This is a genomic window from Rhizobium sp. 01T417, assembly GCF_056398905.1.
The window spans coordinates 18,299-41,656 of the sequence record NZ_JBFTQH010000037.1 but is presented as its reverse complement, the minus strand read 5'-3'; the positions used below and the strand labels follow the sequence as shown (position 1 = coordinate 41,656).

Sequence of the window (23,358 nt, the reverse complement as noted above, 5' to 3'; positions counted from 1 at the left end):
TCCTTTCTCGCATGTTTGGGGGCAGCATGATGAAGTGCGTAGCATGTTCAGGGCTCTTCTCATCCATTCTCGCCGCAGCGCTTGCGATGAGTAGTGCCGCCTTCGCCGCCGATCTCGTGATCGCGATGCCGAACTGGCCTTCCGGGCAGGCGACGGCGAATATTCTCAAGGTCAGCATTGCCAAGGAATTCGGGCTCAATGCCGATGTGCAGGAGCTCGGGACGCTACTTGCGTTCAATGGCATGGAGAAAGGCACGGTGGACATCCAGCCGGAGGTCTGGCAGCCGAACCTCGAAGATGTCATCAAAACCTTTGTCACGGAAAAGGGTGCCGTGGTTCTCGCCAAGCATGGCGTGCCGGCATGGCAGGGCATCTGCGCGACGCCGGCTGCCGCCGAAAAGGGGCTGAAGTCGATCGCGGATCTCAGCGATCCGGAGAAAACAAAGATTCTCGACACTGATGGTGACGGCAAGGGCGAGCTGTGGCTCGGCGCGCCGACCTGGGCTTCGACGGGGATCGAGCGGGTGCGGGCAAACACCTACGGCTACGCCAAGAACCTGACGCTGGTCGAGTCGGAAGAAGAAGTCGCCATGGCGGGGCTGGATATCGCGATCGCAACAAACCAGCCGCTTGTCTTTGCCTGCTACGCGCCGCACTTCATCTTTGACCTGCACAAGATCGTCCGCCTTACCGAGCCGCCGCATGATGCCAGCAAGTGGAAGCTCGTCGGTCCCAGTGATCCGCTCTGGGTCACCAAGTCCTCCGCATCGACGGCCTGGGATACAGCCAACTTCCGCATCGGATACGGCGCCGCTTTCGCCAAGAAACGCCCCGAGATCGCGGCGTTTCTGGAAAAAGTCGATCTGACGCCGGAGGAGGCGACGGCGATGAGCTATGCGCTTGAAGTCGACCGCATACCGCCGCTCGACTACGCGAAAAAATGGGTCGCCGACAACGCAAAGCGCGTGGATGGGTGGGCTAAGCAATGACGGCACGCTGCAAATTTCCGGTGAAGAGGAAAGAGGCCATCCGGCCGCGCAAGCTGACTTTGGGTCTGCTTGCTGCGGCAGCCTGCCTCGGCCCCCTGGCTGCCTGGGCTCAGACACAGATCTATGACTCCAAGACGCACACTTGGGTCGACTACGACAAGAGGAAGGCTCGCCAGTATTACGCGCGCAACAACCAACCGCCTGAAGCATTCCGGATGCAGACCGTGACCTTCAGGACCGCGGAGCCGCCAGGAACGATCATCATCGACGGCAACCAGCATTTCCTCTACCTCACCCAGCCTGGCGGGCAGGCCATCCGCTACGGTATCGGCGTCGGGCGCGAAGGCTTCGGTTGGGCCGGGATCGTGCGTGTGGGCCGGACAGCGGAATGGCCGACCTGGACACCACCGGCCGAAATGGTGGCGCGTGACCCAAACGCGGCCAAGTGGGCAGCCGGGATGCCGGGCGGACCGGAAAATCCATTGGGTGCCCGGGCGCTCTACCTCTACGAAGGCGACCAGGACACCATCTATCGCATCCATGGGACGGCGGAACCTTGGACCATCGGTCTCGACGTTTCCTCCGGCTGCATCCGTATGAACAATAACGACATCGTCGACCTCGCCTCGCGGATCAAGATTGGCGCCAAGGTCATCGTGCTGATGCAGGGGGCGGCGCTCTACAAGGGCGTCTGACAATAGGTCCGGCACAAGCGCCGGAAATGGAGAAAACAACGCTAGTCGGGGGACAGGATCTTGGGGCAGAGAATCGCGAGGGGAATTTCGATCGGCTGGGCGATAACGGCAATGGCGAGCGCGGCGTTGCTTGGCGCCTGCACGCCGCCGACGCCGCCAGCGCCTGACAGCATGGCCCGCACCACGTTGCAGACCGCACCGGCGGATCTCCAGCTACTCTGCGCCAATTCGGCGGCCGGAATTGCCGGCGCGAACGCCAAGGTACTGCCCACGGCCTCCCGTCAACTGCCCGACGGCACCTTCGGCGTCGATCTCGATGCCGGCGGCAAGAAGTTCTCTTGCATCGTCGACAACAACGGCACAGTCCGGTCAGTGCAGCCGGCGCGGTCCGGCTGACGGCACGCCCCGCGAGGTCGGGCGTACCGCCATTATGCTCAAACGGCGGTCAGTTCGATCTTGACGGCAGGGAGCCGGCTGCAGTTCGCCTGTACGCTGATCGCGCCGGTCAGTCCTGTCGCTTCCAACCAGAAGCCGGCCGTGCCGCCCTGTAGCGGAATCGATGCCGGCCCGACAATCTTCGCCGGTCCGTCGACGTGCATGGTGACATTGTCATTCATGAAGGGCAGGCGCTGTCCCTGCTGATCGAGCGCGCGGATGATGACGCGGGTCGTGTCGCGCTCCCGGGCCTTTAAAGTCGGGCTGTCGGCAACGACCTGCAGCGTTGTCGGCAGCGGGTCGGCCGCGAGCGTCAACCTGGCAACCGGCTCGCCCGCAATGTAGCCGGTGAATTCGCCATCGATCCATTCAAGCCCCCACGTGCCAAGCTCGTCCGGCGTGAAATGGCGGTGGTCGAGAACGACAGGCGGATGCGGCAGGTGCGGATAGTTCTCGCGGTCCGGGCCGATCCGCTTCGTCACCGCGCCGTATCGCAATTCGACCTCATCGCAGTTGGTCAGGATGATCAACGGCAAAACGCCGCCGATGTTGCGCTCGCCGCGAGCCCAGAAGGTGACGGGCTTCATGACGACCTCTTCGGAAGGTTCGCATTGGCTCGCGTAGACATAGGCGGCAAACTTCGGCTCGCGGAACATGTCCATGACGCCGTGGTAGCAGATGCGGTCGCCGGAGCCGAAGTCCTTGTGGGTGTTGTAGTCGAACATGCACCAGCCGATCGCACCCGCGATATCAGGATCGCCATAGGCTGCGTTCAGCACCTCGAGATGTCGGCGGACATGCTCGGCTTGGCGAGCCTCCTGGTCGTAGATCTTGGTGGGATACATGTGGCCACCAAACTCGGTGATCATGTAGGGCACCTTGTACGACAGACCGGTGGATTCCTGCTGTGGACGAAGCGCCGTGCGCGGGCGGTTGTTGCCGGGCAGTTCCTCGTTGCCGAGGATGAAGTCGTTCATCGTGTAGACGTCTTCGAGCAGTTCGCTGTCGGTTATGTAGCGGACGCCGCCGGTCTGCCGCGTACGGTCCAGTTCACGGGCAAGTTGGTTGGTCTCGACATAGAAATCGTGGCTGTCCTGTGATTCGTTGATGCGAACGCCCCAGATGATGATCGAGGGATGGTTCCAGTCGCGCTCAATCATGCGCCGCACGTTGCGGATCGATTCCTGCTGCCATTCGACGTCGCCGATATGCTGCCAGCCTGGGATTTCCTCGAAGACCAGAAGACCAATGCGATCGCACCGATCGAGGAACCACTTCGATTGCGGATAGTGCGACGTGCGGACAATATTGCACTTCAGCACGGATTTCATGATATCGGCGTCGCGTTCCTGGGCCGATCTGCCAGCGGCATAGCCGACATAGGGGAAAGCCTGGTGGCGATTGAGACCGCGTAGCTTCAGCGGCCGGCCATTGAGAAGAAAGCCTTGGATCGTGAACTCGGCGGTGCGGAAGCCGAAGTGCGACGAGACGCGGTCGGAACCGTGACTTGTCTTCAGTTCGACGGTGATTTCGTAAAGCGCCGGATTGTCGATATCCCAGAGCGATATACCGGTCAGCTCGTTGAAAGAGAGAGTAACATCTTCACCGGTCGTTTCCGCGGAAGCCGTGGCGAGCACGCGCCCATCCTCATCCTTCAGGGATGCGGATACCGAGCCCAGGAAGGTGAGTTGTTGCAGATTGGCAAGATCGACACGCACGCTTGCCGACTTTTCCTCCGCCAACACATTGTGGGTTTCGATCTTCAGGTTGGCGATGGAAACCGGGTCCGTGACCTTCAGCCAGACGTCACGGTAAATGCCGGCATAGGTCAGGTAGTCGATGCGGCCGCCGAAGGGCGGGATTTCAGGGTTTTCGCTGCCGTCGATTTTCACGGTAATCAGATTGTCGCCGACCACCAGGCTGCCGTTGAGGCGCGCCTCGAACGGTGTGTAGCCATCCTTGTGCGCGATGATCTCTTCACCGTTCAAATAGACGACGGCATCGGCCATGGCGGCGTCGAAGACAAGCGAGACCTCACGGCCCTCGAATTCCGGCATCCAGCGCAGGATCTTTTGGTAGGTGAATGCCCGCTGGTAGCTTGTCTCGTCGAAGTAGTTGAACGGCAGTTCAACGGCCGTGTGTGGCAGGCTGACGGTCGCTGAGCCATCGAAGCTCCCGAGCAGGCGCTGGCCGAAACCCTCGTGGAAACTCCAGCTCTCGTTGAAAGAGACGACGGAACGCATCTCAGGCTCCCATGCAAAAGGCGTTGCGAACAGATTGGCGCTGCTGAAGGGCGCGTGGAAACTCAAGCATCGATGGTTCTTTCTGGATTGGAGATGGCTGACTGGTAGTCAGCGCTGACGTCCTAGTGGCGCGCGATGCTATCCTATGGATATTGGGCGCCGTTGGTCGTGGTGTAAATCGAATAGAGCGATTGGGTGGCGGTGATGAACAGTCGGTTCTTCTTTACGCCGCCGAAGGCGATATTCGAGACCGTCTGCGGCACCTTGATCTTGCCGAGGAGCGTGCCGTCGGGCGCGAAGCAGTGAACGCCATCGGCAGCGCTGGTCCAGAGATTGCTGCTGACATCGAAACGGAACCCATCCGGCACGCCGCTGTCTATCGAGCAGAAATACCGGCTGTTCGCGAGCCTTTTGCCGTCCACGATGTCGAAAACGCGGATGTGGCGGGGGACATCATGGTTTCGGGAGCCGGAATCGGCGATGTAGAGCTGCTTCTCATCCGGCGCGAAGGCTAGGCCGTTGGGCTGAATGAAATCCGTGGCAACAGCTTCGATCTCGCCCGTCGATGCGTCGATGCGGTAGACGTTGCGGGTTTCCTGTTCGGGCTCGGACTTATGGCCCTCGTAGTCGGACATGATGCCGTAGGTCGGGTCGGTGAACCAGATCGAGCCGTCCGATTTCACGACGACGTCGTTCGGAGAGTTCAGGCGTTTGCCTTTGTAACTGTCGGCCAGCACCGTGATGCGGCCGTCGAATTCAGTGCGAGTCACGCGGCGGCCGCCGTGCTCGCAGGAAACCAACCGGCCCTGGCGGTCCCGGGTGTTGCCGTTGACGTAATTCGAGGGAGAGCGGAAAACTGAAACGCTACCGTCGGGCACCCAGCGCATCATCCGCTCATTGGGAATATCACTCCAGATCAGGCAATTGAGGTCCGAGAACCAGACGGGACCCTCTGCCCAACGACAGCCGCTATAAAGTTCTTCCAGCCGGGCGCTGCCGGCGATCAAGCCACGGAAACGGTCGTCACGAATGTCATAGAGCGCATCTTCTGACACGGGTCAGCTCCTCCCAAAGCGATGTGACGATCTTCGTAAACGTAAACGGTCAAGTGTTCCAGAGCCCGGCGCCGGCAAAAGCGCCGGGCTCTGCATTTTTTAGAGGGCTGTGTCCGGATGCGGCGAGCCGTCATAGGCGCCCCAGATCGACTGGTCGAAGCAGATCACGGACCCGGTCATGAGGCCTGATTCCGGCGAGGAAAGATAGGCGCAGGCACGCGCCACTTCCTCGGGATCCACGAGGCGGCCGAACGGCTGGGCCGCGGCCGCCTTTTCCAGCCAATCAGCCGGTGCGTCGTGATATTCCCGCTGAATGCGGTCCTCGCCCTCGGAGGCCATCCAGCCGATATTGAGGCCGTTGACGCGGATGCGGTTGCGTAGAAGCGCGTAGGCGGTGTTCTTTGTCAGGGTTTCCAGTGCACCTTTCGAGGCGCAATAGGCGGCAATGAAGGGCTGCCCTGCCTTGGCCGACATGGAGCCGATATTGACGATGGTGCCCTCGATTTTTTCGCGCCGCATCACTTTTACTGTCTCCTGCATCAGGAAGAACGGGGCACGGACATTGACGGCGAACATGGCGTCGAAGAGCTCCGGACTGGTGTTCAAAATTGTGCCGCGGTCGGTGATGGCGGCCGCATTCACCAGGGCATCCACGCGACCGAATGTCTCGTCGCAGACTTGAACGACGTTTCTGGCATCCTCGACCTGGCCAAGGTCGGCCTTCACATAAACGACCTTGGCCCCGGTGGCGGCAGCGATCTCATGGGCCTTGGCCTTTCCCTTCTGCTCGTTGCGGCCGCAGATGACAAGGCCCTTGGCGCCGCGCTCGGCGAAGAGGCGGGAGATCGTTGCCCCGAGTCCCTGAGTGCCGCCGGTTACGATGGCGATCTTGCCGTCGAGGCGGCTGTGGTTTGTTGTCATGTACTCCTCCTTTGAATGATGGCCTATATGCCGAAAGCTCCCGGCACCAAGGCGCCGGGAGCTGATTTCGTCAATGCGGATGCGTCAGCTTAGTCGCCGCTCGCTCTGTTGCGCCAGTGCCGAGAGGAACCGCGCGTCATCCCAATCCTCCCGCAGCGCCTCGTGCATCAGCTGCGCTTGCGTCTTCGGCGCGAGGCCACCAAGCGGTGGGTCGCGGTCGAGGTTGGTCGGGAACGAGTAGCCCTCGGCGCAGGCGGCAACGGCATAGCCGATCTCGATTTCGGACAGCTTGCCCCTCAGGGCCTTCAAAGCCGGGAACAGCTTGGCGCTCATGCGCTCGCGGTTCACGGTCTCCATTGCCCGCCCGAATGCCGAGGAGACCTGCAACAGATTAGCGACGCGCTTGATGTCGGTCGAGCGGTTCGTACCAGCCGCGTGGAACAGCGCCGGATTGAAGAACACCACGTCGCCCTTTTCGAGCGGCAGCTGGACATGATGCGTCTCGAAATAGTCCTTGAACTCCTGGCGCTTGAGCGCGAGGTAGCCCGGCTCATAGGTCTGGCTGTGCGGCAGGAAGAGGGTTGGACCGCTTTCGAGCGGCATGTCGCAATGAGCGATCGCGCCCTGCAGGGTCAGCACCGGCGAGAGCCGGTGCACATGCGCCGGGAATTGCTCGATCACCTTGGAAGACTGGAAGCCGAGATGGTAGTCGCGGTGCGCGGACTGTGCCGCGCCACCCGGATTGACCCGGTTGACCTGGGCGGTCATTTGATAGCTTGGGCCCAGCCAGGCTTCGCTTGCGATCGCGACGATGGGGTTTGCGTAGTACTCGGCGAAGTTCTCGGGATCGGCGAGGCAGTGCTTTTCCAGCGAGTTCCAGATGCGGTCATTGGCACCCGGCTTAGCAAAGTGATCGCCGCCGCCGCTCGCGGTTCGGTGTTGCTCCTCGATGATCTCGCTGAATATTGCGCTGGCGCGGTCGATGACGCCGGGATCCCTGTAGGCGCGCTTGAAAACGACGACGCCCGGGCCGTCGCCAAAGGCTTCGCAGATCTCGGCGAGAACCGCTCTGCGGCCGCTGGCGATCGCTGCAGCGACCTTGGGGCTATCATAAATCAGAATGTTCTTTTCGACGGCGTCGGCCGTCGGATAGTCGGCGAGAGCCGTTGTCTTTTCGGCAAGCTTGCGGAAGTCGCCGAGATCGCAAGCATCCTCGGTCAGCCAGACGCGATCGGCGCGCAATTTCTGAAGGTTGTCGGTTTTCATCAGGTGCTCCTCCCTTTCCGATGAGGGCACTATACGCCGCCGACTGGTGTGTTATAGATCAGGAATCCATCAAAAAACCATCAAGACGGATTGTGTGGCACACCGGTTTCTCGTCAAGGATATCGCCTTCCAGGCCGGGCTGAGCACAGCGACGGTGGATCGCGTTCTCAATGGCAGGAGTGGTGTCAGGCATCAGACGATGATGCGGGTGCAGGCTGCGATCGCAGAGCTGGAAAAGCAGCAGATCGGCGGCGAGGTGAGCGGGCGGAAGCTCGCCATCGATGTCGTGATGGAAACGCCGGACCGCTTCAGCACCGCCGTTCGCGATGCCTTTGAGGCGGAGGTCGCCACCTTTCTGCCGACGGTGTTCCGGTGCCGCTTCCATTTCGCCGAGGTGATGAAGCAGGCAGAGCTGGTGCAGTTGCTCGACCGGGTCCGGCTGCGCGGCACGAACGGCATCGTCTTGAAAGCACCGGATGTTCCGGAGGTCACTGCTGCGGTTTCCCGCGCAACGGACGCCGGCATTCCGGTAGTCACTTTGGTGACGGACCTGCCGAATTCCTCCCGCAGTGCTTACGCGGGCGCTGATAATCGAGCGGCCGGTGAGACTGCAGCCTATCTTATTGGCGAGCATTTCGGCGACGCGCCCGGGCGGGTTCTCGTCACGCTCTCCAGCGGTCGATTTCGCGGTGAGGAGGAGCGCGAGATGGGCTTTCGCCGCGTGCTGCGCGAACGCTATCCCCAGATTGGGATGATCGAAATCAGCGAAGGCCACGGAACGGATGCAGCGACGGGCACGCTGGCCGCTCGTGCAATCGCGGCGGATCCGGCGATCAACGCGGTGTATTCCATCGGCGGCGGAAACCAGGCAGTGCTGGCCGCCTTCGAGGCGGCGAAGCGGCCGATCCGCGTGTTCGTCGCGCATGATCTCGATGCGGACAATCGCGCGCTGCTTGCCGACCGCAAGATCGGCTTCGTCTTGCACCACGATCTGCGCACGGATGCCCGCTCGGCCTTTCGCGCCGTCATGGGCCGTTCTGTCAGGGGCGGAATTGCGCCTCCGGCATTGTCGTCGCTGGAGATTGTTACACCTTACAACATGCCTGCTACGGATTGAGGTTTGCCTTTCCCTTAGCGGTAAAATCGCGATAGTGCTTTCGCAGGAGCGAGGGAAACGGTATGGAATACAGCGATATAGGGACAGTTGCGGCCTGGCTGACGGAGCAGGGGCTCAAGGGCGCGTCGGAGGCCGAACTGTTGACCGGCTTCTGCGACGCCTGCCGCGAACGTGGCTTGCCGCTCGATCGCGGCATGGCTCTGATGGACACACTGCATCCCGTACACGAAGGCCGGGCATTCCGTTGGGACAGCCAGGAGGAGATCGAGACCGAATTCGAGTATGGCTCCACCAGCGAAGGACCGGCATTGGAGAGCTGGCAACGTTCCGCCTTCTACTATCTGTGGGCGGGAGAGGAGAACGAGGTCAGACGGCGCATCGGTTTTGGCGATCCGGCCGACTTCGCCATGCTCGACACGATGCAGGCGCAGGGCCACACCGATTTCGTCGCGATGGTCCACCGGTTTGCCAAGGCCGGCACGATCGGCGAGATGGATTGCTTCTTCTCTCATTTCGCGACCCGCCATCCCGAGGGATTTTCTGATCACGATCTCATCATTCTGCGGAAGCTGGTGCCGGTGTTGGCCCTTGCGATCAAGTGTATCGCGCTGGCGCGTATCGCGAGGACCATCGCGGAGGTTTATCTTGGCGATGACGCCGCGCGGCAGGTATTGGAAGGCAAAATCACCCGAGGCAAGTCGGAGCGGATCTCGGCGGCTCTCTGGTTCTCGGATCTTCTGAACTATACGAAAATATCCGACACCGCGCCGCCGGAAGAAATCCTGCCGATGCTGAACGCCTATAGCGATGTGGTCATTTCCGCGATCCATGAGGCCGGTGGCGATGTGTTGAAGCTGATCGGCGACGGTGTCCTGGCGATCTTCAAGGCGGACGAGCCTGCCGATGCCTGTGCTGCGTCGCTGCAAGCCGAGCGATTGCTGCGGCAGAAGCTGAAGGCGTTGAACGATGAGCGCGCGCTGGAAGAACGGCCGACGACCGAGGTCTATATCGGCCTGCACATCGGTGATGTCTTCTATGGCAATATCGGCAGCCGCGAGCGACTGGACTTTACCGTCATCGGCCCCGCCGTCAACGAAGTCAGCCGGATTGCCTCGATGTGCCGATCGGTCGATCTCAACGTGCTGATGTCGTCGGAGTTTGCGGCGACGATCCCGGAGAACGAACGCGGCGCGCTGGCCTGCATCGGCCGTTACGCGCTCCGTGGCGTCAAGCGCGCGCAGGAGCTTTATACGCTCGACACGGCGCGAATCGAGATCTGACGCCTTCTGTCCGTGCGCCGTCAGAAGAAATTTCACGGCGTTGTCGCCTTCTGCCGATAGAGGATTATATCGGTCGAAGAGGCGGGTTGCCTCGTAGATCGGGCGAAGCGGCGACAGCCCGCTTTCTCTCATCCAAACAGGAGGACGGCATGCAGATCAATCGTACAGGTTCAGCGCAGTGGTCCGGTGGACTGAAGGACGGCAAGGGGCAGATCTCCACGCAGAGTGGCGCGCTCAAACACTATCCCTACGGTTTTTCGAGCCGTTTCGAAGGCATCCCAGGGACAAATCCGGAGGAACTGATCGGGGCGGCGCATGCCGGCTGCTTCACGATGGCCTTGTCGCTGATCCTTGAGGAGGCGGGTCTCAAGGCGACCGATATGGAAACGACGGCAAAGGTGACGCTCGAGAGCGTAGAGAGCGGCTTTGCCATCACGGCGATCCATCTCACGCTGACCGGCACGGTTCCGAATGCCGATGAAAGGACATTCATCGAGCTCGCCAACAAGGCCAAGGCCGGATGCCCTGTCTCCAAGGCCCTTTCGGCTGTCCCGATCTCGCTCGACGTCAAGCTCGCCTGAGCCTTGAGGTGAGACCGAGTGCCGCACCGAGGTGTCGGCACTTCGTCACCTGTCCATCTTTCCAAGCTTCGATCGACTGAATCTATGCGCCCTGCGGCCCAAGCCGTCGGGGCGATTTTCCGTGCTCGCCACGCGCGCAGATAAGCGGGAACGGCGAGAGTTGGCAGATGCCCATCCTATTTACACCAGATCGGCCGTGAGTCTCAGATGCGGCCAAACCTTGACAAATTACGAATGATGTTTTACGACTGACGAAATTCAAAAATCGTCAGTCGTAAGTGAGTGCGCAAAATTGATTAACGATGCTGCGGAAAACACGATCGAAATAACGCGCCAGGAGAATGTGACCCGCATTCTCGACGCTGCCGAGCGGCTTTTCCGTCATTACGGGTATTCGAAGACGACGGTGGCAGACATCGCTCGTGATCTCGGCATGTCGCCGGCCAACGTCTATCGCTTCTTCGCCTCGAAGGTGGAGATCCACCAGGCGATCTGTGGCCGTATGCTGGTTCACAGCTACCAGATGGCGTACGACGTCTGCCACCTGCCGATCAGCGCTTCCGACCGGCTGCGACGTTTTGTGCAGGGCCAGTATCAGATTACGGTCGACACCATGCTCGATCAGGAAAAAGTGCATGAGATGGTCATCGTCGCCATCGAGCGCGACTGGCACGTAATCGAAAGGCATATCGACAGTATTCATGAATTGCTCGCCGATGTGATCCGTGAGGGGATCGCTGCCGGCGAGTTTGCCGAGCAGGACGCGGATGTCGCGTCCCGCTGCTTCGGGGCTGCAACAATCAGCCTCTGTCATCCGCAGATGGTGGCGCAATGTCTTGCCAAGACCAACCGCGCCACCGTCGACGAACTGGTCGAGTTCTCGATCAGGGCGCTAAAGAAATAATTCGCGGCAAGGGCCGCAAATCAACCGATAGCCGATTTCAGGAGTGCGAAAGATGATTTCGCTGAAGAGAGTTCAGTTGCCGTCCGTAGTCAGTCTCGCGCTCCTCGGCGCCGTCGCACTTGCCGTATCCGGATGCAGCGACGAGAAGAAAGCCGAGACGAAAGAGGTCATCCGGCCGGTAAAGGTCGTGGAGATTGCCGAGGCCGGCGATACCCGCGCGCTGGACTATTCCGGTGCAGTGAAGGCTCGTGTCGAGATGAACCTCGGCTTCCGGGTCGCCGGCAAGATCACCGACCGCCGTGTCAACATCGGCGATCGCGTCAAGCCGGGCGATCTGCTCGCCCAAATCGACCCGACGGACTATCAACTGGCGGTCAAGACCGCCGAGGCGAACCTCGCCGCCGCCGAAAAGGGCGTGGCAACCGCTGATCTCGCCAACAAACGCGCGCAGCAACTGTTCGACAAGAGTGTCACGGCGAAATCGCAGATGGAGCAGGCAGCCCTTAGCTATGATCAGGCCGTCTCGACGCGCGATGCCGCGGCGTCGTCGGTCGACCAGGCTAGGAACCAGGTCGCCTATACCGAGTTGAAGGCCGACCGTAGTGGCATCGTTACCTCGATCAGCGCCGACACAGGCGCGGTCGTCGCGGCTGGCACGCCTGTCGCGACCGTCGCGCTTGATGGCGAGAAGGAAGTGCAGATCGCCGTTCCGGAGAACGACATCGCGCAGTTCAAACCCGGCAAGACCGTCAAGGCCAGCTTCTGGTCGGACAACAAGCTCGTGCTCGATGGCAAGGTGCGTGAGGTTTCCGGCAGTGCCGATGCGCAGTCGCGCACCTTCTCGGTCCGCGTCAGCCTTCCGAACGACGATCGCGTGCTGCTCGGCATGACGGCGACGATCGAGGCCGCCGTTGGCAATGCCGAGACCAACGTCGCCATTCCGCTCAGCGCGCTCGCCGAGAAGGATGGAAAGAAGATCGTCTGGATCGTCGATCGCAATGCATCGACCGTCCATGCCCGCGAAATCAAGGTTGCGGACTTCACCGGCGCTGGCGTCCACGTCGCCGACGGCCTGAAAACCGGCGACCTCGTCGTCGCGGCCGGCACGCAGTTCATGGCCGAGAACCTGAAGGTCAAGCTGCCCGAACAGCAGTCGGCGCAGGCCGAAACCGGCGACGTCATCCGTTAAGGCCTGGTCAGGAGAGGATTATGACCATGGACAACTCCAACGCCGAAAAGCGCCCCTTCAACCTGTCACGCTGGGCGATCGGCCATCCGAGCATTGCACGCTTCCTGTTCGGCCTGATCCTGATCACCGGCGTCCTTGGCTTGATGCGCATGGGCCAGAAGGAAGACCCGGACTTCACCTTTCGCGTCATGGTCGTGCAGGCCATCTGGCCGGGCGCCTCCATCCAGGAGATGGAAGACCAGGTCGTCAACAAGATCGAGCGCAAGCTCCAGGAAACGCCGCATATCGATTGGGTGAAATCCTACACGCGGGCCGGCAGCGCCATCATCACCCTGCAGGTGAAGGGCGATACCAATAGCCAGCAGGTCGCTGACGCCTTCTACCAGGTGCGCAAGAAGGTCGGCGACATTTCCAGCGAGTTGCCCGAAGGGCTGCTTGGACCCTATTTCAACGATGAGTTCGGCGATACCTACATCACGCTGCATTCGATCAGCGGCGAAGGTTACAGCTATCCGGAGCTGAAGAAATTCGCCATCCAGGCGCGTGACATGCTTCTGACGACGCCGGGCGTTGAGAAGGCTGTCATCATCGGCGATCAGCCAGAGAAGATCTACATCGACGTATCCTCGAAGGCTCTGGCCGAACGCGGACTGACCGTGCTCGACCTGCAGAACGCGATCAAGGGACAGAACAGCGTCGATCCGGCCGGCTCCGTCGACACCGGCATACGTTCGGTGCGGATTTCCGTCGAAGGCGACGTAACGAAGGCCGAGGACATCCGCGAACTGCGGCTAAAGGCCGGCAATCAGGTCACGCGTCTTGGCGATATAGCTACCGTCTATTCGGGCCTCGAGGATCCCTATCAGCGCAAGTATCGCTTCAACGGGCATGAAAGCGTCCAGGTCGGCGTCGTCATGGCCAAGGGCTTCAAGGTCACCGATGTCGGCAAGGATGTCGAATCGACCTACGAGCGGTTCGCGGGATCACTGCCCTACGGTGTCGCCGTCGACCAGATCTCCAACCAGCCCGACGTCGTCACCGATGCGATCAGCGAGTTCATGCATGCGCTTGGCGAGGCCCTGATCATCGTGCTGATCGTCTCCTTCCTGTCGATCGGCTGGCGCTCGGGTCTCGTTATCGCCATCGCCATCCCGCTCGTGCTGGCAGCGACCTTCGCCATCATGTACGAGTTCGGCATCGATCTGCAGCGCATTTCGCTCGGCGCACTCATTATCGCGCTCGGCCTACTCGTGGACGATGCCATGATCGTCGTCGAGCTGATGGAGCGAAAGCTAGAGGAAGGCCTTGTAAAGATCGAAGCGGCCAGTTTTGCCTACTCCTCGACCGCCTTCCCGATGCTGACCGGCACGCTGATTACCACCGCGGGCTTCATCCCGGTCGGCTTTGCGGCGTCGACCGCCGGCGAATATGTGCGTACGCTGTTCTACGTGGTCGGCATTGCGCTGGTTGTCTCATGGTTCGTGGCGGTCTATTTCACGCCATGGCTCGGCTACATGATCCTGAAGCAGCGCCACCATGCGGGCGAGCATCACGATGCCTTCGACACGCGGTTTTATCATCGCCTGAGAGCGACGGTCAGCTGGGCGGTGCGCCATCGCATTATCGTCATTGCCATGACGCTGGTGACCTTTGCGACCAGCCTTTGGGCGTTCCAGTTCATCCCGCAGAACTTCTTCCCGCAATCTTCGCGCCCGGAAATCCTTGTTGATCTCTGGCTGCCAGAGGGCACCAGCATCAAGGAAGTCGAGACGCAGGCAAAAGCGCTCGAAGCCAAGATCATGGATGACAAGGACAAGAAGTTCGTCGCCACCTACATCGGCGAGGGCGCCCCGCGCTTCTTCCTGCCGCTCGACCAGCAGCTCCGCAATCCGAACTTCGCGCAGCTTCTCGTCATGGCAAACGACGAGCCGGCGCGCGAGCGGTTGATTGTCAAGCTGCGGACCATCCTTGCGGAAGACTTCCCTGATATCAGAGGCAAGGTCGATCGTCTGTTCCTTGGCCCGCCGACGGGCTGGCCGGTGCAGATGCGCATCATGGGACCGGATCGTCAGGAAGTCCGCAAAATCGCCGACGAGGTGAAGGCGAAGTTTGAAGCCAATCCGCAACTCGGTGCGATCCACGACGACTGGCTGGAGCCGGTGCCGGCGATGAAGCTGGTGATCGATCAGGACCGTGCCCGTGCGCTTGGCGTTACGTCGCAGCGTGTTCGCCAGATGCTGCAAACGGCTGTCTCCGGCGCCCCGCTCGATGATTTCCGTGACGGCGAGGAGACGGTGTCGATCGTCGCCCGTGAGCCGGAAACCAATCGCTCGCTGTTGTCGGCCGTCAACTCGGTCTACGTGCCGACGGACTTCGGCGGCTTCGTCCCAGTCTCCCAGGTTGCCAAGGTGGTGCCCGTTCTGGAGCAGGGGATCGAATGGCGGCGCAACCGTCTGCCGACGATCAGCGTTCGTGCAACATTGCCGGATGGCGTCCAGTCGAACGACGTAGTTATGAAGATGTATGCCGACATGCAGCCGCTACGAGACAGCCTGCCGGCCGGTTACAAGATCGAGATCCAGGGTGGCGCGGAAGATTCCGCCGAAAGCCAGGCCTCGATCGCGGCCAAGGCACCGATCATGCTCGTCGTCATCGTCCTCTTGCTGATGGCGCAGCTGCAGCACTTCGGCAAGGCGATGCTGGTGCTGGCGACCGGTCCGCTCGGGATCATCGGTGCGGCTGCGGCCCTGCTGATATCGGGCGCTCCGTTCGGCTTTGTCGCCATCCTCGGCGTCATCGCGCTGCTCGGCATCATCATCCGCAACTCGATTATCCTCGTCGACCAGATCGACCAGGACATCAAGGCGGGGATGAACAGGCAGGAAGCGATCGTCGGTGCTGCCGTGCGGCGGTTCCGCCCGATCATGCTGACGGCGCTGACGGCTGTCCTGGCGCTGATCCCGATCTCGCGCGGCGTTTTCTGGGGTCCGCTCGCCTATGCGATGATGGGCGGCATCCTTGTCGCGACGGTGCTGACAATCCTGGTGCTGCCCGCCGCTTACGCCCTCTTCTTCGGCAAGGAGCCGAAAGCAGCTGCGGCCAAGGACGGTGTCGCAAACGGCAACGCACCTGAAGAGGCGGAGGAAATGCACCCGCCGGCCCTGGCGGCCGAATGACGGGAAAGACGATGGCGCGGTGAGAACCGCGCCATTTTCGTTAGTCAGACCGTGGTTTCCGCGGCTTCCGCTTTCAAGCCGAGCAGTGCGGCGCCGATCAGGCCCGGCTCGACGCGGCATTCGCTGCGGACCACGAGCGGGCGATCGAATTTGCGCAGGATGCGCTGGCGGACAGCCTTGTCCAGCTCCGCAAGCAGCTCTTCGACATTCGAAAGACCGCCGCCGACGGGCACGATGGTGGCACCCGTGATATTCACCGTCAGGGCGAGTGGCGAGGCGACGAGGTCGACGAAGACATCGATGGTGCGAGCCGCCTTGGTCTCAGCCTTCAGCCAATCATCGATGATCTCCTGGCTGGACAGGTCGATTTCATGCAGCGTTTTGTGCAGCCGCTCGAGGCCGCGGGCGCCGCCGACCGTATCGACGCAGCCCGTCTGGCCGCAGCCGCAGGGAAAGGCCGGAATGGCAACCGGCGGATTGCCGGCATGAGATGCCAGCGCCGGGCCATGACCCCATTCGCCAGCAAAGCCGCCCGCGGCATTGATCAGCCGGCCATCTGCGACGACGCCACCGCCGACGCCGGTTCCGAGAATGGCGCCCAGAACGATGCGGTGGCCGCGCCCGGCGCCGAGATCGGCTTCCGCCATAGCGAAACAATCCGCGTCATTTGCAATCAGGACGGGCAGGCCAAGTTCGGCCTCGAGATCAGCGGCGAGGTTGTGGCCGTGGATACAGGGAATATTGGCGCAGGTCAGCCGCTGCGTATCCGGATCGACGACGCCGGCGATCGAGAAGGCCAGGCGTGTCGGTTGCTCGCCGGTTTCCGCGATGATGGCACGCAGCGTGTCGACGAATGCGGCAAAATCGTCCTTGGGGGTGGGACGCCGGCCGAGCGGCGTGATGTCGGCTTCGGAGTGCGCCACTCCGCCCTTGATGGCGGAGCCGCCGATGTCGAAAGAGATGATCATTAGGGTTCTGCTGGTTGGATGGCCTCTGCGTCTGCTCGCACCCTTCCGCGGGTTTTGCAAGCCAAATCCGGGTCAGGCAGGCAGGGTCATCTTGGCTTCGAAGCCGGCTTTCTCGCCAGCTGGCGGGGAGCGCAATTCCAATGTACCGCCCATCTGGGAGACGATACGGTCGGCGATGGCGAGCCCGAGCCCCGAACCGGATGCTGTCGTCTTGCCGCGGCGGAAGCGCTTCTTCAGGCCCGCCATCTCGGCCTCGCGGATCGGTGGCCCGCCGTTGACGACACGGATGATGCCGCCACTTTCGAGACTGACATTGACCGGCAGGTCGGGATCGCCATGGATCAGGGCATTCTCGATCAGGTTTCGCGTGACGATGCCGAAGGCATCCATGTCGGCGTTGCGGACGAGCTTTGCATCGGGCGCAGCAGAATACTTGAGCCTGCCGTTCGTACGGCTGTCGCGCTGGAAGTCGGTGACGACCATGTCGAGGACAGGACGCAGGTCGATCGGGCTCGAGCTCCCGCCGATACCCGCCTCGGCGCGTGACAGTTGCAGAAGCTTTTCCGCCAACCGGCTGAGATTGACCAATGAGGCTTCGACCTGCTGTACGCGATCCTGCGTTGGGCCGGGCGGCAATTCTTCCGCAAGCCGTTGGGTCTGTGCCAGCGCACCGGCAATCGGCGTTCTCAGCTCATGCGCACTGTTGGCGGTGAATTCGCGCTCCGCTTCGAGGGCCGCTCGCAGGCGCCCGAGGAGGAGGTTGACCGATCGAGCGATTGGCCTAAGCTCGACCGGCAGGTTCTGGCCATCGACCTCAACCATGTTGCCGCTGTCCTTCGTCCCGATGTCTCGCCGGAGCGCCTCAATCGGCCGCAGCGCCCGCCCGACGACGAACCAGATCGCAAAGATGCTGGCGGGAATCAGTGCTGCCAGGGGGATAAGCAGCGTCACGGCGCTTTCGCGCGCGGCTTCGTTCCGGTTCTTGAACCGGTCGGCCACCTGCAGGAACAGCGAGCCGTCGGCCGCCATTTCGGTGTAGATCCGGGCCGTTGGTGTATCGTGAAAGCCGGTGCTCAGCGGCGCGTCGAACGGCTCGGCTGGAGCGTCATTCGAATGCAACACGACCTTGCCGCTGGCGTCGCGCACTTGATAGGTCAAATACTCGCGTCTGGCGGCAGCGTCGAACATCGCCATGTTGCGTGGATCGCGATCTGTGCCTTGGTTCAGCTCGGCTAGGATAAGCGCCAGCAGGCGCTCGGTCGTCTCCTGCTGGGCAGCGTCGAAAATTTCATCGAATTCATGCTGCATCACGCGGAAACTCAGGCCGATCGCTGCAAGCCAGGAGACAACCAATACGGTCGTCAGGGCAAGGATCAACGGGCCGGTGATGCTGCGTTCACGTTTCATTTTCATCCGAGTGTGTAGCCGATGCCGCGTGCCGTGCGGATACGGTCCTTGCCGATTTTCTTGCGCAGGCGGCTCACATATACCTCGACCGTATTGCTTTCGATTTCGGAGCCGAATGCATAGAGCGCTTCCTCGATCCGGTCCTTTGGAACGATCGCGCCCGGGCGCGCCGTCAGGAGGTCGAGCACCGCCCACTCGCGGCTCGTCAGGATGATCGGCTCGCCGGCCACGGAGAGCTGATGCAGTGGCCGGTTGATCTCGATATCGGAAATGCGGATCACCGGATGCGGATTGGCGTCGTAGCGGCGCGCGACGGCCATGATGCGCGCTTCCAGCTCGTCCAGATTGAAGGGCTTCACGAGATAGTCATCGGCGCCGGCGTTCAGTCCGTCGATACGATCCGAGATCTGATCGCGCGCGGTTAATATGATGACGGGCGTTTTCAGGCCCCTTTCGCGAAGACGGCGCAGAAACTCGACGCCGCTGCCATCCGGGAGCTGAAGATCGAGAAGGATCAGCCCGTAATCGACAGGTCGAGCGGCGGCGTCGGCATCGGCGAGATTTTGCACCCAGTCAACGGCATGATTGGCAGCGGCGACGTGATCCCGCACTGCTCCACCAATCATCCTGTCATCTTCAACCAGCAGAATTCGCACAGTTTTTTCCTCGGTGCCAGTTAGCTCGCAGTTCAACCTTCGGTCAAGCAAGGCTTGATCGACAAAGATGACAAGCAGATGGCACCCGGCTCCAGCTCCAAGCCAAAATAGGCTGTGCAATTTCTCAATGCACTCGACATTTGCCCGAATTCTGGTTTGATTTGGCGCGATGTACATCTTCCCGTCGGCGGTGGCCGCCCCTTTCAGCATGGTAGAGACTTGATGGTACGAAAATCCGAGACTTCGGGACGGCTGGATGACGCGGCGCGTGCGGGATGGCTCTACTACGTGGCGGGGCGAACGCAGGATGAGATTGCTTCCTCCATGGGGATTTCCCGGCAGTCGGCCCAACGGCTGGTGTCGCTCGCGGTCGCCGAACGGCTGATCAAGGTGCGGCTTGACCATCCGATCGCTGCCTGCCTCGAACTCGCCAATGCGGTGCGCAAGAAGTTCAACCTGAAGCATGTCGAGGTCGTCCCGAGCGATCCCGGTTCCAGTTCGGCGACGGTCGGCATCGCGGAGGCCGCCGCAGCGGAGATCGAGCGCTGGCTGAAGCGGCCGGATCCGATCGTGCTGGCGGTCGGCACAGGGAGAACGTTGAAGGCGGCGGTCGATCAACTGCCCGCCATCGAATGTCCCAACCATCGCATCGTATCGCTGACCGGCAACATCGCGCCCGACGGTTCGGCGGCCTACTACAACGTCATCTTCAGCATGGCCGACGCGGTGAAGGCGCGGCATTTCCCGATGCCGCTGCCGGTTCTCGTGACGTCGGCGGCGGAACGGGAAACCCTGCATGGCCAGCAGCTCGTTCGCTCGACACTCGAGATCAGCGCGCAGGCGGACGTGACGTTCGTCGGCATCGGCGAGCTCGGCATCGACGGCCCGCTTTGCGTCGACGGATTTCTCGAGAAAGACGAGATGATGGAGCTGATGCGCAACGGTGCCGTCGGCGAGATCTGCGGCTGGGTGTTCGACAGCGAGGGCAAGCTTCTCGACAACCCGATCAACGAGCGGGTAGCCTCGGCCTCGATTCCCTCACGCGAGTCGTCGACGGTCATCGGAATCGGCAAGGGAAAGCGCAAGTTCAAGGCGATCAAGGCTGCTGTAATAGGCCATCAGATCAACGCGCTGATCACCGATGAGGATACTGCCGAGTATTTGCTCAAGGCATGAGCAAATATTTATTTCTTTAAAATCAGCTAGATAACACCATTGTTCGCTGATGCAGCAACGAATGGTGATTGACATTCTTTGCCTGCTGGTGAGTAATTGCTCATGAGCAAAGCGAATGCTCGCACTCATCTTCTGGGAGGAAGATATGACATTGAGAACTCTCCTGCTGGGCGCCTGCTCAGCACTGGCGTTTGCCGGCATGGCTTCGGCCGAAACGCTGACCATCGCGACCGTGAACAACGGCGACATGATCCGGATGCAGAAGCTGACGGATGACTTCAAAGCAAAGAACCCCGGTATTGAACTCGAGTGGGTAACGCTCGAAGAAAACGTCCTGCGCCAAAAGGTTACGACCGACATCGCAACCAAGGGCGGTCAGTACGACGTTCTGACGATCGGTACCTATGAAGTTCCGATCTGGGCAAAGCAGGGTTGGCTGCTGCCACTCGACAATCTCGGCGCCAACTACGATACCGACGACCTGCTGCCGGCAATCCGCAGCGGCCTGACCACCGACGGCAAGCTCTACGCAGCGCCGTTCTACGGCGAAAGCTCGATGGTCATGTACCGCAAGGACCTGTTCGACGCCGCCGGCCTGAAGATGCCTGACGCGCCGACCTGGGATTTCATCGCGGATGCCGCGAAGAAGATCACCAACAAGGACAAGGAAATCTACGGCATCTGCCTGCGCGGCAAGGCTGGCTGGGGCGAAAACATGGCCTTCCTGACGGCTATGTCGAACTCCTTCGGCGCCCGCTGGTTCGACGAGCAGTGGAAGCCGCAGTTCGATCAGCCGGAGTGGAAGGACACGCTGAACTTCTACGTCAACCTGATGAAGGACGCCGGACCTCCCGGTGCTTCGTCGAACGGCTTCAACGAAAACCTGGCGCTGTTCCAGACCGGCAAGTGCGGCATGTGGATCGACGCGACCGTTGCTGCGTCCTTCGTCAGCAACCCGAAGGAATCGACCGTGGCTGACAAGGTCGGCTTCGCTCTGGCTCCGGACAAGGGCCTTGGCAAGCGCGGCAACTGGCTCTGGGCCTGGAACCTCGCCATCCCGGCAGGCTCGCAGAAGGTCGAAGCGGCCGAGAAGTTCGTCGCCTGGGCAACCAGCAAGGATTACACCAACCTGGTCGCCGAGAAGGAAGGCTGGCTGAATGCACCTCCCGGTACCCGCTCCTCGCTCTATGCGAACGCGGATTACCAGAAGGCGGCGCCTTTCGCGAAGATGACGCTCGACAGCATCAACGCGGCTGACCCGACAAAGCCGACCGTCAAGCCGGTCCCTTATGTCGGCGTCCAGTTTGTCGCCATTCCTGAATTCCAGGGCATCGGCACGGCCGTCGGACAGCAGTTCTCCGCAGCTCTTGCAGGACAGGTTTCTGTCGACCAGGCACTGCAGAGTGCGCAGCAGCTGACGACCCGCGAAATGACCAAGGCTGGTTATATCAAATAGGTAAAACCTCCTGAGAAGGCGGGGGAGTTGAGACCCCGCCCATCTGGGTCGCCGAATGCCCAAATTGCGTCGGCGCCCCTTTTTTCTTAGCTGCCCTGCAGCCGTCTGCCCTTTTGAAGAGGATCGGTCATCGCCATGGCAACGTTACACACCCGCTCCGCAGCGCGAATGATGATCGCACCGTCCGTTGTGCTTCTCTTCCTGTGGATGATCGTCCCGCTCGTGATGACGATCTATTTCTCATTGCTGAATTACAATCTGCTCAGCCCGGGCATGGAAACCTTCGTCGGCTTCCTGAACTACAAATATTTTCTGACCGACCCGGCCTTTATCGCCGCCTTGATCAACACGTTGCTGCTGGTGCTCGGCGTGCTCCTGATCACTGTCGTGGGCGGCATCGCGTTTGCGCTGCTCCTGAACCAGGATATCTACGGGCAGGGGATCGTTCGCATCCTGGTGATCGCACCCTTCTTCGTGATGCCGACGGTTGCGGCTCTGGTGTGGAAGAACATGTTCATGAACCCGGTCAACGGGCTCTTCGCACATCTCGCCAAGGCGCTTGGATTGCAACCCTTTGACTGGCTTGCCAACGCGCCGCTCTTCTCGATCATTCTGATCGTCGCGTGGCAGTGGCTGCCTTTCGCGACGCTGATCATGCTCACCGCCCTTCAGTCACTGGACGAAGAACAGCAGGAAGCTGCCGAAATGGACGGCGCCGGCGCGATCTCGAAATTCTTCTACATCATCCTGCCGCACATGGCCCGCGCCATCACGGTTGTGATTCTGATCCAGACGATCTTCCTGCTCTCCGTCTTTGCCGAAATCCTGGTGACGACGAACGGCGGGCCTGGCACGCAAAGCACCAACCTTACCTTCCTCGTCTATTCGCAGGCATTGCTGCAATTCGATATCGGCGGCGCCTCGGCGGGTGGTATCGTCGCGGTTATCCTTGCCAATATCGTTGCGATCTTCCTCGTGCGCCTTGTTGGCAAGAATCTGGAGGCTTAAGATGGCTAGAAAGGTCTCAACTCGACGCAAAATGGTCATGACGGCGGTCGCCTGGGCGCTCGGCATCCTGATCTTCTTCCCGATCCTCTGGACGTTCCTGACGAGCTTCAAGACGGAAGCGGATGCCATCGCCTCGCCGCCGCAGTTCCTGTTCTTCCACTGGACGACCGAGAGCTACGCGGAAGTGCAGAGCCGCTCGAACTACCTCAGTCACTTCATGAACTCGGTGATCATTTCCTTCGGTTCGACGCTGATCGGACTGATCATCGCGATCCCGGCCGCCTGGGCGATGGCGTTTTCGCCGACCAAGCGGACGAAGGACGTCTTGATGTGGATGCTGTCGACGAAGATGATGCCGCCGGTCGGGGCGCTCATCCCGATCTACCTGATGTTCAGAAATTTTGGCTTGCTCGACAGCCGCAGCGGTCTGGTGATCATTCTCACTTTGATCAACCTGCCGATCATAGTGTGGATGCTCTACACCTACTTCAAGGAAATCCCCGGCGAGATACTTGAGGCGGCCCGCATGGATGGTGCTTCGCTCTTCAAGGAGATCATCTACGTGCTTACGCCGATGGCGGTGCCGGGCATTGCATCGACGCTGCTTCTCAACATCATCCTTGCCTGGAACGAAGCCTTCTGGACTCTGAACCTCACTGCCTCGAAAGCAGCGCCACTGACGGCGTTCATCGCTTCCTATTCCAGCCCCGAAGGCCTGTTTTATGCCAAGCTTTCGGCAGCATCGACCATGGCGATCGCCCCGATCCTGATCCTCGGCTGGTTCTCGCAGAAACAACTCGTCCGCGGCCTGACCTTCGGCGCGGTGAAATAAGACA

General features: G+C 61.0%; 20 protein-coding genes. 13 read left to right on the top strand and 7 right to left on the bottom strand.

Annotated features, from left to right (window positions below; all coding sequences use genetic code 11):
• The first annotated feature begins 26 nt into the window (after positions 1 to 26).
• The 3 genes from AC1DPR_RS25570 (at position 27) to AC1DPR_RS25560 (ending at position 2,080) form a co-directional block, all read left to right on the top strand.
• On the top strand, positions 27 to 989 hold the full coding sequence (locus tag AC1DPR_RS25570) for an ABC transporter substrate-binding protein (protein ID WP_051085585.1): 963 nt from the start codon (positions 27 to 29) through the stop codon (positions 987 to 989).
• Positions 986 to 1,684: a L,D-transpeptidase gene (locus AC1DPR_RS25565; RefSeq protein WP_477817415.1), complete on the top strand. Its 699-nt coding sequence runs from the start codon at positions 986 to 988 to the stop codon at positions 1,682 to 1,684. Before AC1DPR_RS25570 ends, AC1DPR_RS25565 begins: the two co-directional genes overlap by 4 nt.
• Positions 1,685 to 1,795: 111 nt before the next feature.
• Positions 1,796 to 2,080: a hypothetical protein gene (locus AC1DPR_RS25560; protein ID WP_082728634.1), complete on the top strand. Its 285-nt coding sequence runs from the start codon at positions 1,796 to 1,798 to the stop codon at positions 2,078 to 2,080.
• 38 nt (positions 2,081 to 2,118) lie between these two features.
• On the opposite strand, the gene AC1DPR_RS25555 is transcribed toward AC1DPR_RS25560, so the two are convergent.
• From AC1DPR_RS25555 to AC1DPR_RS25540, 4 genes are all read right to left on the bottom strand, one after another.
• Positions 2,119 to 4,362, bottom strand: coding sequence for a glycoside hydrolase family 2 protein (locus AC1DPR_RS25555; RefSeq protein ID WP_477817414.1), 2,244 nt, complete (start codon positions 4,360 to 4,362; stop codon positions 2,119 to 2,121).
• 143 nt (positions 4,363 to 4,505) lie between these two features.
• The gene (locus tag AC1DPR_RS25550; protein ID WP_477817413.1) at positions 4,506 to 5,417 is read right to left on the bottom strand and encodes an SMP-30/gluconolactonase/LRE family protein; all 912 of its coding nucleotides are present in this window, start codon (positions 5,415 to 5,417) and stop codon (positions 4,506 to 4,508) included.
• Between the two features lie 99 nt (positions 5,418 to 5,516).
• A complete protein-coding gene (locus tag AC1DPR_RS25545; RefSeq protein ID WP_169682939.1) occupies positions 5,517 to 6,338 on the bottom strand; it encodes an SDR family oxidoreductase in 822 nt (273 codons plus the stop codon).
• 84 nt (positions 6,339 to 6,422) lie between these two features.
• Positions 6,423 to 7,604 carry a phytanoyl-CoA dioxygenase family protein gene (locus tag AC1DPR_RS25540; protein ID WP_018856467.1) on the bottom strand — a complete coding sequence of 394 codons (1,182 nt, stop codon included), beginning with the start codon at positions 7,602 to 7,604 and terminating at the stop codon, positions 6,423 to 6,425.
• 94 nt (positions 7,605 to 7,698) lie between these two features.
• Here AC1DPR_RS25540 and AC1DPR_RS25535 point away from each other — a divergent pair, with 94 nt between their 5' ends.
• From AC1DPR_RS25535 to AC1DPR_RS25510, 6 genes are all read left to right on the top strand, one after another.
• Positions 7,699 to 8,721: a substrate-binding domain-containing protein gene (locus tag AC1DPR_RS25535; protein ID WP_169682941.1), complete on the top strand. Its 1,023-nt coding sequence runs from the start codon at positions 7,699 to 7,701 to the stop codon at positions 8,719 to 8,721.
• 62 nt (positions 8,722 to 8,783) lie between these two features.
• Positions 8,784 to 10,001 (top strand): adenylate/guanylate cyclase domain-containing protein, encoded by a 1,218-nt coding sequence (locus tag AC1DPR_RS25530; RefSeq protein WP_018856469.1) that lies wholly within the window; start codon positions 8,784 to 8,786, stop codon positions 9,999 to 10,001.
• A gap of 149 nt (positions 10,002 to 10,150) precedes the next feature.
• Positions 10,151 to 10,582: an OsmC family protein gene (locus AC1DPR_RS25525; protein ID WP_018856470.1), complete on the top strand. Its 432-nt coding sequence runs from the start codon at positions 10,151 to 10,153 to the stop codon at positions 10,580 to 10,582.
• Positions 10,583 to 10,877: 295 nt separating this feature from the next.
• On the top strand, positions 10,878 to 11,486 hold the full coding sequence (locus AC1DPR_RS25520) for a TetR/AcrR family transcriptional regulator (protein ID WP_025658840.1): 609 nt from the start codon (positions 10,878 to 10,880) through the stop codon (positions 11,484 to 11,486).
• 52 nt (positions 11,487 to 11,538) lie between these two features.
• On the top strand, positions 11,539 to 12,675 hold the full coding sequence (locus tag AC1DPR_RS25515) for an efflux RND transporter periplasmic adaptor subunit (RefSeq protein ID WP_477817412.1): 1,137 nt from the start codon (positions 11,539 to 11,541) through the stop codon (positions 12,673 to 12,675).
• 26 nt (positions 12,676 to 12,701) lie between these two features.
• A complete protein-coding gene (locus AC1DPR_RS25510; protein WP_169682966.1) occupies positions 12,702 to 15,851 on the top strand; it encodes an efflux RND transporter permease subunit in 3,150 nt (1,049 codons plus the stop codon).
• Positions 15,852 to 15,895: 44 nt separating this feature from the next.
• Here the strand turns inward: AC1DPR_RS25510 and AC1DPR_RS25505 are convergent, their stop codons facing one another.
• The 3 genes from AC1DPR_RS25505 to AC1DPR_RS25495 form a co-directional block, all read right to left on the bottom strand.
• Positions 15,896 to 16,819, bottom strand: a complete 924-nt coding sequence (locus tag AC1DPR_RS25505) for an ROK family protein (RefSeq protein ID WP_477817411.1) — start codon at positions 16,817 to 16,819, stop codon at positions 15,896 to 15,898.
• Positions 16,820 to 16,891: 72 nt separating this feature from the next.
• The gene (locus tag AC1DPR_RS25500; protein WP_025658843.1) at positions 16,892 to 18,226 is read right to left on the bottom strand and encodes a sensor histidine kinase; all 1,335 of its coding nucleotides are present in this window, start codon (positions 18,224 to 18,226) and stop codon (positions 16,892 to 16,894) included.
• A 2-nt stretch (positions 18,227 to 18,228) separates the two neighbouring features.
• Entirely contained in the window at positions 18,229 to 18,882 is a 654-nt protein-coding gene (locus tag AC1DPR_RS25495) for a response regulator (RefSeq protein WP_025658844.1), read from the bottom strand.
• A 222-nt stretch (positions 18,883 to 19,104) separates the two neighbouring features.
• On the opposite strand from AC1DPR_RS25495, the gene AC1DPR_RS25490 reads away from it, so the two are divergent.
• From AC1DPR_RS25490 to AC1DPR_RS25475, 4 genes are all read left to right on the top strand, one after another.
• The gene (locus tag AC1DPR_RS25490) at positions 19,105 to 20,058 is read left to right on the top strand and encodes a sugar-binding transcriptional regulator (protein WP_025658845.1); all 954 of its coding nucleotides are present in this window, start codon (positions 19,105 to 19,107) and stop codon (positions 20,056 to 20,058) included.
• Between the two features lie 145 nt (positions 20,059 to 20,203).
• Positions 20,204 to 21,514, top strand: a complete 1,311-nt coding sequence (locus tag AC1DPR_RS25485; protein ID WP_026371702.1) for an ABC transporter substrate-binding protein — start codon at positions 20,204 to 20,206, stop codon at positions 21,512 to 21,514.
• A gap of 135 nt (positions 21,515 to 21,649) precedes the next feature.
• Entirely contained in the window at positions 21,650 to 22,522 is an 873-nt protein-coding gene (locus AC1DPR_RS25480; protein WP_025658847.1) for a carbohydrate ABC transporter permease, read from the top strand.
• Between the two features lies 1 nt (position 22,523).
• Positions 22,524 to 23,354: a carbohydrate ABC transporter permease gene (locus AC1DPR_RS25475; RefSeq protein ID WP_026371704.1), complete on the top strand. Its 831-nt coding sequence runs from the start codon at positions 22,524 to 22,526 to the stop codon at positions 23,352 to 23,354.
• Positions 23,355 to 23,358 lie beyond the last annotated feature (4 nt).

Excerpts from the sequence above, each read along its gene's own strand:
- AC1DPR_RS25570 (WP_051085585.1), top strand. The coding sequence starts at position 27 with ATGATGAAGTGCGTAGCATGTTCAGGGCTCTTCTCATCCATTCTCGCC.
- AC1DPR_RS25480 (WP_025658847.1), top strand. The coding sequence starts at position 21,650 with ATGGCAACGTTACACACCCGCTCCGCAGCGCGAATGATGATCGCACCG.
- AC1DPR_RS25510 (WP_169682966.1), top strand. The coding sequence starts at position 12,702 with ATGGACAACTCCAACGCCGAAAAGCGCCCCTTCAACCTGTCACGCTGG.
- AC1DPR_RS25565 (WP_477817415.1), top strand. The coding sequence starts at position 986 with ATGACGGCACGCTGCAAATTTCCGGTGAAGAGGAAAGAGGCCATCCGG.
- AC1DPR_RS25530 (WP_018856469.1), top strand. The coding sequence starts at position 8,784 with ATGGAATACAGCGATATAGGGACAGTTGCGGCCTGGCTGACGGAGCAG.
- AC1DPR_RS25485 (WP_026371702.1), top strand. The coding sequence starts at position 20,204 with ATGACATTGAGAACTCTCCTGCTGGGCGCCTGCTCAGCACTGGCGTTT.
- AC1DPR_RS25545 (WP_169682939.1), bottom strand. The coding sequence starts at position 6,338 with ATGACAACAAACCACAGCCGCCTCGACGGCAAGATCGCCATCGTAACC.
- AC1DPR_RS25540 (WP_018856467.1), bottom strand. The coding sequence starts at position 7,604 with ATGAAAACCGACAACCTTCAGAAATTGCGCGCCGATCGCGTCTGGCTG.
- AC1DPR_RS25490 (WP_025658845.1), top strand. The coding sequence starts at position 19,105 with ATGGTACGAAAATCCGAGACTTCGGGACGGCTGGATGACGCGGCGCGT.
- AC1DPR_RS25505 (WP_477817411.1), bottom strand. The coding sequence starts at position 16,819 with ATGATCATCTCTTTCGACATCGGCGGCTCCGCCATCAAGGGCGGAGTG.
- AC1DPR_RS25515 (WP_477817412.1), top strand. The coding sequence starts at position 11,539 with ATGATTTCGCTGAAGAGAGTTCAGTTGCCGTCCGTAGTCAGTCTCGCG.
- AC1DPR_RS25525 (WP_018856470.1), top strand. The coding sequence starts at position 10,151 with ATGCAGATCAATCGTACAGGTTCAGCGCAGTGGTCCGGTGGACTGAAG.
- AC1DPR_RS25500 (WP_025658843.1), bottom strand. The coding sequence starts at position 18,226 with ATGAAACGTGAACGCAGCATCACCGGCCCGTTGATCCTTGCCCTGACG.
- AC1DPR_RS25475 (WP_026371704.1), top strand. The coding sequence starts at position 22,524 with ATGGCTAGAAAGGTCTCAACTCGACGCAAAATGGTCATGACGGCGGTC.
- AC1DPR_RS25560 (WP_082728634.1), top strand. The coding sequence starts at position 1,796 with ATGGCGAGCGCGGCGTTGCTTGGCGCCTGCACGCCGCCGACGCCGCCA.
- AC1DPR_RS25555 (WP_477817414.1), bottom strand. The coding sequence starts at position 4,362 with ATGCGTTCCGTCGTCTCTTTCAACGAGAGCTGGAGTTTCCACGAGGGT.